The sequence below is a fragment of the Arthrobacter sp. zg-Y1143 genome (assembly GCF_030125565.1).
GTDB lineage: Bacteria > Actinomycetota > Actinomycetes > Actinomycetales > Micrococcaceae > Arthrobacter_B.
Genome location: NZ_JASKLW010000011.1, coordinates 1 through 11,552, shown reverse-complemented (window position 1 = coordinate 11,552; position 11,552 = coordinate 1). Strand labels below are relative to the sequence as shown.

Below are 11,552 nucleotides of genomic sequence, written 5' to 3'. Positions count from 1 at the left end.
CGGTCTGCGGGCCGCCCGCCACTAGCTAGGACCTGTTATGACCACTGAAGAACCCCTGGGCACGGACGTGAACTGGGATGCGCTGCTGGATGCCGCCCGTGCGGCGCTGGCCCATGCCTACGTGCCCTACTCCCAATACCCGGTGGGCGCTGCTGCGCTTACCGACGACGACCGGATTGTTTCCGGCTGCAATGTTGAAAATGCCTCGTACGGGCTGACCCTGTGTGCGGAATGTTCCTTGATCAGCCAGCTGCGCATGACCGGGGGAGGACGCCTTACGGCGTTTGCCTGCGTTGACGGCTCCGGGGCGGTCCTGATGCCCTGCGGACGGTGCCGGCAGCTGCTCTATGAATTCCGGGCGCCGGGCATGGCACTGATGACAGTAAGCGGCATCCGCAGCATGGACGAAGTCCTGCCGGATGCTTTTGGACCGCAGCACCTGGGAGGCCAGCATGAACAGTAACAACTTCGACGCCGTAGATATCATTCGCACCAAACGGGACCGCGGGGTGCTTTCAGCCGAACAGATCGACTGGACCATTGACGCGTACACCCGCGGAACCATTGCCGATGAGCAGATGGCCGCGCTGAACATGGCGATCCTGCTCAACGGCATGAACCGGGAAGAGATTTTCCGCTGGACCGCGGCCATGATCGCCTCCGGGGAACGGATGGACTTCTCCTCCCTGGGCAAACCGACCGCGGACAAGCACTCCACCGGCGGCGTGGGGGATAAGATCACCCTTCCGCTGGCACCGCTGGTTGCCGTGTTCGGCGTGGCCGTTCCGCAGCTCTCCGGCCGCGGACTGGGCCACACCGGCGGCACGCTGGACAAGCTCGAGGCCATCCCCGGCTGGCAGGCATCGCTGAGCAACGGCGCCCTGATGAACCAGCTGCGCGACGTCGGCGCCGTCATCTGCGCTGCCGGCGCAGGCCTGGCCCCTGCCGACAAGAAGCTGTACTCACTGCGCGATGTCACCGGAACCGTGGAGGCCATTCCGCTGATCGCTTCCTCGATCATGAGCAAGAAGATCGCCGAAGGCACCGACTCGCTGGTGCTGGACGTCAAGGTGGGCTCCGGCGCCTTCATGAAGGACGAAGCCATGGCCCGCGAACTGGCCGAGACCATGGTGGCCCTGGGCAAGGACGCCGGGGTTAACACGGTGGCCCTGCTCACCGATATGTCCACGCCGCTGGGCCTCACAGCCGGAAACGCCATTGAGGTTCAGGAGTCCGTGGACGTCCTGGCCGGCGGCGGCCCGGAGGACGTGGTGGAACTGACCATCCGCCTCGCCGAGGAGATGCTCAGTGCCGCCGGAGTGCACGACGCCGATCCCGCCGCCGCACTGCGCGACGGCCGGGCCATGGACGTCTGGCGGAAGATGATCAGCGCCCAGGGCGGGGATCCGGATGCGAAGCTGCCCGTCGCGAAGGAATCCGAGACCGTCTACGCTCCGGCCGACGGCGTGCTGGTGGAACTGGACGCGCTCTCCGTTGGCGTAGCCGCGTGGCGGCTGGGCGCAGGACGGGCACGAAAGGAAGACGTGGTCCAGGCCGGTGCCGGCGTGGTGATGCACGCCAAGCCAGGTGCCGTGGTCCGTGCCGGCGAGCCGCTAATGACGCTGCTGACCGACACCCCGGAGAAGTTCGACCGGGCTAAGGAAGCGCTGGCGGACGCCGTCGTGATTGCGCCGGAAGGCTCCCGCCCGGCGCGCAAGCTGATCCTGGACCGGATCAGCTAGTTTCCCGGGGCCCTGTGGGGCCCTCGCGGGGCCCTCGCGGGGCCCGGAACGGCGGCAACGAAATTTCCTGCTCGCAGAGCTCGCAGAAAATATTAAAGCCGCCTTCCTCCGGACCCCGCGTGGGCCCGCCTTCCTCCGGACCCTCCGGGGCCCGCGTCTCACCAGTTCCAGCCTCTAACAGTGCCCGCGGCGGTTCGCCGCGGGCACTGGTGCGTCCGTGGCATGCTTGTAAGGGACGCCGGACAGTCAACCCAAGGAGCGGCAACTGTTGGAGATTTTTAGTGCCACGGTGGATAACATCAACGCCTTCATCCTCTCCTCTGCGGGGTCGCCTTGGGTCTATGTGGGGCTTTTCGCGTGTTGCCTGATCGACGGGTTTTTCCCGCCGGTGCCCAGCGAATCCCTGGTGGTGGCACTGGCCTCGCTGGCCGCCGGCGGTGCCGGGGCGAACATCTGGCTGGTCATCCCGGCAGCGGCGCTGGGCGCTTTCCTGGGGGACAACCTGGCGTACCTGATTGGACGCTGGATCGGCACCGAACGCTTCGGCTGGATGCGCCGGCCCAAAATGCGGAAGTCCTTCGCCTGGGCCCGATACGAGCTGGACAAGCGCTCCGTGTCCCTGATCCTCGTGGCACGCTTCATCCCCGTAGGCCGGGTAGTAGTTAACCTCACTGCCGGCGCCACCGGATTCCCGCGGCGCCGCTTCGTGACGTTGACCGGCATTTCGGGTGTTGTATGGGCCGCCTACAGCGTCGCCATTGGAGCCATCGCGGGTGCATGGTTCGACGAACACCACCTGCTGGGCGTCGTCGTAGGGGTCTGCGGGGCGCTGGTCCTGGGCCTGATTGTGGACCGGCTCATCAGCATGGTCCGAGGCAAGACCCCGGCTGCCGTCCCTCCCGGCAAGGACGGCTTCTCCGCCGCGGGAGATGACGAAAAGACGCAGAAGGCCGCCTGAAACCCCGTAGAGTGACCGTGTGACTGAGCCTACAAATCCTCCTGCCAACACTTCCCGCCTCGACGTCCGCAGCCTGCCGAAGGTGTCGCTGCATGACCACTTGGACGGCGGACTCCGTCCGGCCACCATCGTGGAACTCGCCGCCGCCGTCGGCCATGCACTGCCGGCCACCGACCCCGCCGAGCTGGGCGAATGGTTCCGTGCCGCAGCCGATTCCGGCTCGCTGCCGCGTTACCTGGAAACCTTCGACCACACCATTGCCGTGATGCAGACGCGCGACGGGCTCTCCCGCGTGGCCCGCGAATTCGTCGAGGACCTGGTGGCCGACGGCGTGGTTTACGCCGAAGTGCGGTGGGCGCCGGAACAGCATGTGCAGGGCGGCCTGAGCCTTGACGACGCCGTGGAGGCCGTGCAGGCCGGAATCGACGAGGCCGTCGCCAACGCTGAGCAAGCAGGCAGCTTCATCCAGGTCGGGCAACTGATCACCGCCATGCGGCATGCCGACCGGGCCATGGAAATTGCCGAACTGGCGCTGCGGCACCGCGACTCGGGGGCCGTGGGCTTCGACATTGCCGGTCCCGAGGACGGCTTCGGCCCCTCACGTTTCAAGGACGCATTCACGTTCCTGGCCGAACACCAGTTCCCCATCACCGTGCACGCAGGCGAGGCGGCCGGCATAGAGAGCATTGTGGATGCACTGGTGCACGGCCGCGCCCTGCGGCTGGGCCACGGCGTGCGGATCGCTGAAGACATTGACGTGGAATTCGACACCGACGCCGGTTCCCCCGAAGAGCCCGAGGTTGGCCTGGTCAGCATGGGCCGGGTGGCTTCCTGGGTCCGGGACCGCGGCATTGCCCTGGAAGTATGCCCGTCCTCGAACCTGCAGACAGGTGCGGTGGCTTCCTTCGGCGAGGACATTGAAACCCACCCCATCGACCTGCTGTACCAGACGGGCTTCGCCGTCACGGTCAACACGGACAACCGGCTGATGAGTTCGGTCACGCTGACCGGCGAGTTCGAGCTGCTGATGGAGACATTCGAGTACGACCTGGATGACATCCTGGAACTGACCATGAACGCCGTCAACGCTGCCTTCCTGCCGCTGGATGAACGCGCCGCGCTGTCCGCCTACGTCACCGAGGGTTTCAACCGCGCCCGTGGCTGAACTTCCCCTTCCCGATGACCTCGGCGAGCGGTTCACCCGCCTCGCCGGGGTCATCGCCGCCCTGCGTGAGCGTTGCCCCTGGACCCGGGAACTGACGCACGAGTCGCTGCTGGAATACCTCGTGGAGGAAACCTACGAGCTCATTGAGGCGGTGGAAGGCGGAACCGCAGGTCCCGTCCGGGCCGCCGAACTGCGCGGGGAACTGGGGGATGTGCTGCTGCAGGTGATGCTGCACGCGCGCCTGCAGCAGGAAACCGGCAGCTTCTCCGTGGCCGACGTGGTGGACGGGCTCGCCGCCAAGATGATCCGCCGCAACCCGCACGTGTTCGCGGCTGACGGCAGCGTCCTGCCCGACACCGGCGGGCAGCCGTCGCTGGCCGCCATTGAACAGGCCTGGGACGATGTTAAAAAGGCCGAAACCCCGGACCGCAGCTCGGCTTTCGAGGGCATTCCGGCCGGCTTGCCCGCCCTGGTGCTGGCCGCAAAAACCCTCTCGCGGGCCCGCCGTGCGGGACTGCCCCTGCCGCCGTCCGGCACTGGAGAAGGATTCTCCGACGACGCCGCGCTGGGCGACGCGCTGCTCTCACTGGTGCGCCGGGCTTCCGGGCAGGGGCTGGACGCCGAGGCTGCGCTGCGGGCCGCAGTGCGGCGCTACACTACCGCCAGCACCGGCGCTGAAACCGGCCTCGAAACGGGCGCCGAAACAGCTTCTGACGGGGAGATTTCGGGCTGATCCGGGACACTGGTTGGGGCATATTGGCCTGCCGGGCCTTACCCGGGGCCGCGATTCTATTAGGCTAAGAGACAGACACTGCGGCGTGCTGCCCACGCAGCACCGCGGTTTTCTCCCCAATCGTTCCAATGAACAGGAGCAATTCAATGGCCATCATCGATGCCATCCACGCCCGCGAAATCCTCGATTCCCGCGGCAACCCCACCGTTGAGGTGGAGGTGCTGCTCGACGACGACACCTTCGGCCGCGCCGCGGTACCCTCCGGTGCCTCCACGGGTGCCTTCGAAGCCAACGAACGCCGCGACGGTGAGAAGAACCGCTACCAGGGCAAGGGCGTGCTGCAGGCCGTCGAAGCCGTGATCGAGCAGATCCAGCCGGCCCTGCTGGGCTTCGACGCCGCGGACCAGCGTGCCATCGACCAGGCCATGATTGACCTGGACGGCACCGAGAACAAGTCCGGGCTCGGCGCCAACGCCATCCTCGGCGTCTCCCTGGCCGTGGCCCGTGCCGCCGCCGAATCCGCTGCCCTGCCGCTGTACCGCTACCTCGGCGGCCCCAACGCGCACATCCTGCCCGTCCCGCTGATGAACATCCTCAACGGCGGCTCGCACGCCGACTCCGACGTCGACATCCAGGAATTCATGATTGTTCCCCTGGGCGCGCAGACCTACTCCGAGGGCCTGCGCTGGGGCGTGGAGGTCTACCACAACCTCAAGTCCGTGCTGAAGGAAAAGAACCTCTCCACCGGCCTGGGCGACGAAGGCGGCTTTGCGCCGAACCTGCCCTCCAACCGCGCTGCACTGGACCTGATCATCGAAGCGATCCAGCGCGCCGGCTACGTACCGGGCACCGACATCGCCCTGGCACTGGACGTGGCAGCCTCCGAGTTCTTCAAGGACGGCGCTTACCTCTTCGAGGGGCAGAACAAGACCGCGGCCGAGATGTCCGCGTACTACGAGGAACTGGTCCGCGACTACCCGCTGGTCTCCATTGAGGATCCGCTGGACGAGGAAGACTGGGACGGCTGGAAGACCCTGACCGCTTCCATCGGCGACAAGGTGCAGATTGTTGGTGACGACCTCTTCGTCACCAACCCCGCCCGCCTGGAAACCGGCATCAAGAACAACGCGGCAAACTCGCTGCTGGTGAAGGTCAACCAGATCGGTACCCTGACCGAGACCCTGGATGCCATCACCATGGCCCAGCGTGCCGGTTACACCACCATCACCTCGCACCGCTCGGGTGAGACGGAAGACACCACCATCGCCGACATCTGCGTCGCCACCAACGCCGGGCAGATCAAGACCGGCGCTCCGGCCCGCTCCGAGCGTGTGGCCAAGTACAACCAGCTGCTGCGCATCGAAGAAGAGCTCGACGACGCCGCACGCTATGCAGGCCGCAGCGCTTTCCCGCGCTTCAACGGCTAGCAGCTGCGCACCAGCCGCCTGAAGACCGGATTCCGGGCCTGCAGGCGTTGCGTGGACGGCCCGGACACTGCGGGTGGGTACCCTCGAAGGAGGAACCCGCCCGCGGTGGTTTCCGGGCCGGTTTTTTATGCTGGCGCAGGATCCGCAGCATCGACATACTCCAAGGACTCAGAACGCATGTCAACGCGACGCCCCCAGGTGCCCAGGCCCCCGGCCCCCGTCCGGACCGCCGGAGCGAAACCTGCTCCTGCAAAGTCTTCAGCCAAACCTGCCGCCGCGAAGGCTGCCGGCTCGAAACCCGCTGCCGGCTCCAAACCTGCCGCCGCGAAGGCTGCCGGCTCGAAACCCGCTGCCGCCAAGCCCGCCGCCTCGAAACCCGCCGCCAAACCTGCAACGCAGCGCAAGCCCTCCGCGTCAGATGCCCGGGCCGCCGCGCGTTCCCAGCTCTCCGGAGCGATCCGCCGTCAGGCCGGGGACGTGCAGAAGGAGAAAAACGCGGCGCCGGTTGCCGCTGACGAAGAGCTGCGGCCGGTCCCGGCCAAGGCCTTCTCCGGCCGGTTGCTGGTGCTGGCCATGGTCATGGTGGCCATCACCGTGCTGCTGGCTCCCTCGGTCCGCACCTATCTGCAGCAGCGTTCAGACATCGCCGCAGCCAGGGCCGAAATTGCCCAGGCGCAGGAAAAGCAGTCGGAGCTGGAAGTCCAGCTGGGCCGATGGGAAGACCCGGCCTACATCAAGCAGCAGGCGAGGGACCGGATTTTCCTGGTGATGCCGGGGGAGAAGCGGTACCTGGTCAAGGGCGAAAACGGCGTGGAGGAAGCTGAAGCGAAAGCGGCCGAGGAGGAGCCTGAAGACCTCCAGTGGGTCGATTCGCTGTGGGACTCGGTCAAGAGATCGGCCACGGCACAGTAATCTGGAGGCTGATAGAACAGCAGCCCGGGGCCCGTCGCGGCCCCCACGGAAGGAACTTCTGAGCATGACGCAGGACCAGCTCGCCCCCACCCAGGAAGACCTGGAAACGCTGAGCAGGCAGCTCGGCCGGCCGGTGCGCGACGTCGTCGAGATCGGTGCCCGCTGCGTCTGCGGCAACCCCCTGGTGGCCACCACCGCGCCGCGGCTGAGCAATGGCATTCCCTTCCCCACCACGTACTACCTCACGCACCCGGTGATCACCGCCGCCGTCTCCCGGCTCGAAGCTGCGGGCCTGATGACGGACATGACCCGCCGGCTCGAAGACGATCCCGAGCTTGCACAGCGCTACCGCCGCGCGCACGAGCACTACCTGCAGGTGCGCAACGAAATCGGCGAACGCACGGGCACCGGACCGGTGCCGGAAATCGACGGGGTTTCCGCCGGCGGGATGCCCACCCGGGTCAAGTGCCTGCACGTGCTGGTGGGGCACTCCCTGGCCGCCGGGCCCGGCGTGAACCCGCTGGGCGATGAGGCGCTGGCCGCCATTTCCGAATGGTGGACAGCTGACCGGTGCTACTGCGAAGGTGCTTGGGACACTGCCGGAGCGGCTCCGGCCCGGGACCTGAGCCGTCACACCAAGACGCAGGGCCTGAGCCCGGAAGCGCTGGAAAGCAAAAAAGCGGCCCGCCGGCTGGGCGGCGGGGCAGCGGAAGAAGCCGCAACGAACGAGGGAGAACTGTGAGCGACCACAACACCACCGGGAGTGTGCGGGTTGCCGCCGTTGACTGCGGCACCAATTCCATCCGCCTGCTGATCGCGGACATCGCCCGGGACGCCGACGGCGCGGCCCGGCTTACCGACGTCGTGCGCCTGATGCGTGTGAACCGTCTGGGACAGGGGGTGGACGCCACCGGCCGGCTGGCCCCCGAAGCGCTGGAACGCACGTTCGCCGCGGCAGACGAATACGCCGCACTCATCCGCGAGCACGGTGCTGCCCGGATCCGTTTTGTGGCCACCTCAGCCAGCCGCGACGCTGAGAACCGGCAGGAATTCGTGGACGGCATCCGGGAGCGGCTCGGCGTGGAACCGGAAGTCATCAGCGGCGACGAGGAAGCCGAGCTCTCCTACACCGGTGCCGCCAGCGTTTTTGCCGGCAGCAACGGCGCCAAGACACTCGTGGTGGACCTGGGCGGCGGCAGCACCGAGTTTGTGCTCGGCGACAGCACCGGTGTCCTGGCGGCCAAGAGCACCAACATGGGCTGCGTGCGGTTCACCGAACGCTACCTGCTTTCCGACCCGCCCACTGAAGCGGAAATCGCCGGTGCGCGGGCCGAGATCCTGGACATGATCGCTTCCGCGCAGGCAACCGTCCCGCTGGCCGAAACCGACCGGCTGGTGGGTGTGGCCGGGACCATCACCACCGTCACCGCCGCAGCGCTGGACCTGGCGGAGTACGCGCCCGAAGCCATCCACGGCACAGAGCTCAGCAGGGAAGAAATCGACCGCACGGCGGATGCGCTGCTGCACCGGGACCGCGCCGCACGTACCGGCCTTCCGTACATGCACCCCGGCCGGGTCGACGTCATCGGGGCCGGTGCCCTGATCTGGCGCACCATTGTGGACCGCGTCGAAGAACTGACGGACGGCCGGGTGTCTTCGGCGTTCGCCAGCGAACACGACATCCTTGACGGCATCGCCCTGAGCGTCGCCGGGTGAGCGCCGCAGCTGGGGCCACCGGCCGACGCAAAGCCGCCCGCCTCCGGACCGCGGCCGCCGTGCTCGTGGCCGCCGTGGCGCTCCCGCTCCTGGCCGCCCCCGCCGCACAGGCCGATGAGTGGCGGGACAAGCAGTACTGGCTTAACGACTATGGCATCACCGAGGCCTGGAAGACCACCAAGGGCGCCGGCGTCAAGGTAGCCGTCATCGACACGGGCGTGGACGCCAGCCATCCGGACCTTGCCGGAGCCGTTGCAGGCGGAACCGATGTTTCCGGAGCCGGCGACCCCAAGGGCGCCAAGGGCCTGGGCACCACGCCCGAGCACGGCACCCTGGTGGCGACGCTGCTGGCGGGGCGGGGCCACGAGAAGCCAGGCGAAGCAAAAGAGGGCGAAAAGAAGGAACGCACCGAAGGCATCATCGGCGTGGCACCGGAAGCCGAGCTCCTTGCGGTTTCCGCCTGGATCGGAGGCACCAATCCCGGCGGCGTCCCCATCGACACGCAAATCCCCAACGCTGTCCGCTGGGCCGTAGACAACGGCGCCAAGGTGATCAACATGTCCCTGGGCAGTACCTCAACTGCCTGGCCGGAAAGCTGGGACAACGCGTTCCTGTATGCCGAACAGCACGACGTCGTAGTGGTTGCGGCTGCCGGTAACCGCGGTGTGGGCATGGTCCAGGTGGGGGCTCCGGCCACCATCCCCGGTGTCCTGACCGTTGCCGGCCTGAACCGGCAGGGCGAGGCCAGTTGGGATTCCTCCTCCGAAGGCATCAGCATCGGCGTGGCCGCTCCGGCCGAGAAACTGATCGGCGGTCTGCCCGAAGGCACTGCGCGGTATGCCGACTGGGAGGGCACCTCCGGAGCGGCTCCGCTGGTTGCCGGTGTTGCGGCACTGATCCGGTCCGCCCATCCCGAGATGAGCGCGGCCGACGTCGTAAACCGGATTGTCAGGACTGCCCGGGACGCAGGAGCGCCGGGCACCGACACCATCTACGGCTACGGCATCCTGGACGCCAACGCCGCGCTGAATGCCGAAGTACCCTCGGTTTCCGTCAACCCCCTGGGCACCATCGCCGAATGGATCCGGGTCCACCGCCGGGTGGCGGACGTGTCGCCGGGCACCGCAGACATTCCTGCCCCCACCGTGCCGGACCTGCCTGAACCGACTGTTCCGGCCGCGGCCGCACCTCCGGCCGAAAACAGTTCACTGCCCGCCGCCGTAGTGCTGGGATTCAGCGGGCTGCTGCTCGCGGTGCTCCTCGCCGGAACCGTACACGTTGCCATTGTCCGGCGCCGGCAAGCACGTTCCGAAGCGGGCGAAGCCACCGAATCCGGTTCCCTTGATGAAGTTGGTGTGAGCTAGCGAAAAACCCGATGTGCCGTTTGTCAAATAGTTCGTGAAGACTTTCACAAACTCGGGTAGGATTGGCGTATGGCATCGAACAAGCAGTTTTCTGATCGTCCCCGCGTTCTGGTGGTCGGCGGTGGTTACGTCGGTCTATACGTAGCCAAAGACCTCCAGAAGAAGGTCAAGGCCCAGGGCGGCATTGTTACGGTAGTGGATCCGCTTCCGTACATGACGTACCAGCCGTTCCTTCCCGAAGTCGCCGCCGGCACCATTGAGGCCCGCGACGCCGTTGTATCCCACCGCATGCACCTGAAGAGCACCGAGCTGATCACCGGCAAGGTCACTTCCATCAACCATGCTGCCCGCACCGCCACGGTAGAGCCCGGCGACGGCAGTGAACCGTTTGAGCTGCCCTACCAGGACGTTGTCCTGGCCGCAGGCTCCATTACCCGCACCTTCCCGATCCCGGGCCTCGCGCAGGCCGGCATCGGCATGAAGAGCATCGAAGAAGCCGTCGGTACCCGCAACCACGTGCTGGAGCGCATTGAAACCGCCTCCCTGATGCCCGTCGGCCCGGAGCGCACACGCGCCCTGACCTTCGTCGTCGTCGGCGGCGGCTTTGCCGGTATCGAAACCCTGACCGAGATCGAAGACATGGCCCGCGACGCGGTCCGCCTCAACGACCGGCTCCGCCGCGAAGACCTCCGTTTCGTCATGATCGAGGCCATGGGCCGCGTTATGCCCGAGGTCAAGCCGGACCAGGCCGAGTGGGTTGTATCCAGCATGCGTGAGCGCGGCATCGAGGTGCTGCTGAACACCTCCCTGGCTTCCGCCGAGGACGGCGTCCTGAAGCTCATCAACATGGCTGACAAGTCCCCGGCCGGCGAATTCGGTACGGACACCCTGATCTGGACCGCCGGTGTGCAGGCCAACCCGATGGTGCGCGCCACCGACTTCCCGATCGACGAGCGCGGCCGTGTCCGCGCCAACGCCGAACTGCGCATCACCGGTGACAACGGACCCATCGACGGCGCCTGGGCTGCCGGCGACGTCTCCGCCGTCCCCGATCTCTCCGGCGGCGGTGTTGGCGGCTTCTGCGTCCCGAACGCACAGCACGCCGTCCGCCAGGCCAAGCTGCTGGCCAAGAACATCATGGCCGCCCGTTACGGCGTCGGCAGCGTCGAGGAATACAACCACAAGAGCCTGGGTGCCGTTGCCGGCCTTGGCCAGTACAAGGGCGTTGCCAACATCATGGGCTTCGGCATGAAGGGCTTCCCGGCCTGGCTGGCCCACCGCGGCTACCACGGCCTGGCCATGCCGATGTTCGAGCGCAAGTTCCGTGTGGTCTCGGGCTGGCTGCTGAACGTGGCCTACGGCCGCGATGTGACCGACCTGCGCAACCTCAAGCACCCGCGCCGGAGCTTCGAGGAAGCAGCAACTCCGGCCAAGAAGCCGGCAGTGAAGGCCTAGCTTTCAGCGTCACTTCATAAACGGCAGCGGGGGGCCCCCCGCGCGGGGGGCGCCCCGGCCCGGTGTGGCCCCCCCCGCCG

Annotated in this window: 11 protein-coding genes; all 11 read left to right on the top strand. The window is 67.0% G+C overall.

Annotation, left to right across the window (positions count from 1 at the left end; genetic code table 11):
• Nucleotides 1-37: 37 nt before the first annotated feature.
• Entirely contained in the window at nucleotides 38-463 is a 426-nt protein-coding gene (locus tag QNN98_RS13020; RefSeq protein WP_283997700.1) for a cytidine deaminase, read from the top strand.
• Entirely contained in the window at nucleotides 453-1,742 is a 1,290-nt protein-coding gene (locus QNN98_RS13015) for a thymidine phosphorylase (protein ID WP_227914218.1), read from the top strand. Before QNN98_RS13020 ends, QNN98_RS13015 begins: the two co-directional genes overlap by 11 nt.
• A gap of 289 nt (nucleotides 1,743-2,031) precedes the next feature.
• Nucleotides 2,032-2,700: a DedA family protein gene (locus QNN98_RS13010; RefSeq protein WP_227926938.1), complete on the top strand. Its 669-nt coding sequence runs from the start codon at nucleotides 2,032-2,034 to the stop codon at nucleotides 2,698-2,700.
• Between the two features lie 19 nt (nucleotides 2,701-2,719).
• Nucleotides 2,720-3,865: an adenosine deaminase gene (locus QNN98_RS13005; protein WP_227926926.1), complete on the top strand. Its 1,146-nt coding sequence runs from the start codon at nucleotides 2,720-2,722 to the stop codon at nucleotides 3,863-3,865.
• On the top strand, nucleotides 3,858-4,598 hold the full coding sequence (locus QNN98_RS13000; protein ID WP_283997696.1) for a nucleoside triphosphate pyrophosphohydrolase: 741 nt from the start codon (nucleotides 3,858-3,860) through the stop codon (nucleotides 4,596-4,598). The genes QNN98_RS13005 and QNN98_RS13000 overlap by 8 nt, the downstream gene beginning before the upstream one ends.
• Nucleotides 4,599-4,744: 146 nt before the next feature.
• Complete coding sequence (gene eno, locus QNN98_RS12995) at nucleotides 4,745-6,025, top strand: phosphopyruvate hydratase (protein WP_227926928.1); 1,281 nt, start codon at nucleotides 4,745-4,747, stop codon at nucleotides 6,023-6,025.
• A gap of 177 nt (nucleotides 6,026-6,202) precedes the next feature.
• Nucleotides 6,203-6,937 carry an FtsB family cell division protein gene (locus QNN98_RS12990; RefSeq protein ID WP_283997693.1) on the top strand — a complete coding sequence of 245 codons (735 nt, stop codon included), beginning with the start codon at nucleotides 6,203-6,205 and terminating at the stop codon, nucleotides 6,935-6,937.
• A gap of 64 nt (nucleotides 6,938-7,001) precedes the next feature.
• Nucleotides 7,002-7,679 (top strand): DUF501 domain-containing protein, encoded by a 678-nt coding sequence (locus QNN98_RS12985; RefSeq protein WP_227926930.1) that lies wholly within the window; start codon nucleotides 7,002-7,004, stop codon nucleotides 7,677-7,679.
• The gene (locus tag QNN98_RS12980) at nucleotides 7,676-8,653 is read left to right on the top strand and encodes a Ppx/GppA phosphatase family protein (RefSeq protein ID WP_283997691.1); all 978 of its coding nucleotides are present in this window, start codon (nucleotides 7,676-7,678) and stop codon (nucleotides 8,651-8,653) included. The genes QNN98_RS12985 and QNN98_RS12980 overlap by 4 nt, the downstream gene beginning before the upstream one ends.
• Entirely contained in the window at nucleotides 8,650-10,017 is a 1,368-nt protein-coding gene (locus QNN98_RS12975; RefSeq protein ID WP_229959686.1) for a S8 family serine peptidase, read from the top strand. The genes QNN98_RS12980 and QNN98_RS12975 overlap by 4 nt, the downstream gene beginning before the upstream one ends.
• Nucleotides 10,018-10,086: 69 nt before the next feature.
• Nucleotides 10,087-11,472: an NAD(P)/FAD-dependent oxidoreductase gene (locus QNN98_RS12970; RefSeq protein WP_227914212.1), complete on the top strand. Its 1,386-nt coding sequence runs from the start codon at nucleotides 10,087-10,089 to the stop codon at nucleotides 11,470-11,472.
• Nucleotides 11,473-11,552 lie beyond the last annotated feature (80 nt).

Coding starts and splice junctions, on each gene's coding strand:
- QNN98_RS13020 (WP_283997700.1), top strand. CDS start 38: ATGACCACTGAAGAACCCCTGGGCACGGACGTGAACTGGGATGCGCTG.
- QNN98_RS13015 (WP_227914218.1), top strand. CDS start 453: ATGAACAGTAACAACTTCGACGCCGTAGATATCATTCGCACCAAACGG.
- eno (WP_227926928.1), top strand. CDS start 4,745: ATGGCCATCATCGATGCCATCCACGCCCGCGAAATCCTCGATTCCCGC.
- QNN98_RS12990 (WP_283997693.1), top strand. CDS start 6,203: ATGTCAACGCGACGCCCCCAGGTGCCCAGGCCCCCGGCCCCCGTCCGG.
- QNN98_RS12985 (WP_227926930.1), top strand. CDS start 7,002: ATGACGCAGGACCAGCTCGCCCCCACCCAGGAAGACCTGGAAACGCTG.
- QNN98_RS12970 (WP_227914212.1), top strand. CDS start 10,087: ATGGCATCGAACAAGCAGTTTTCTGATCGTCCCCGCGTTCTGGTGGTC.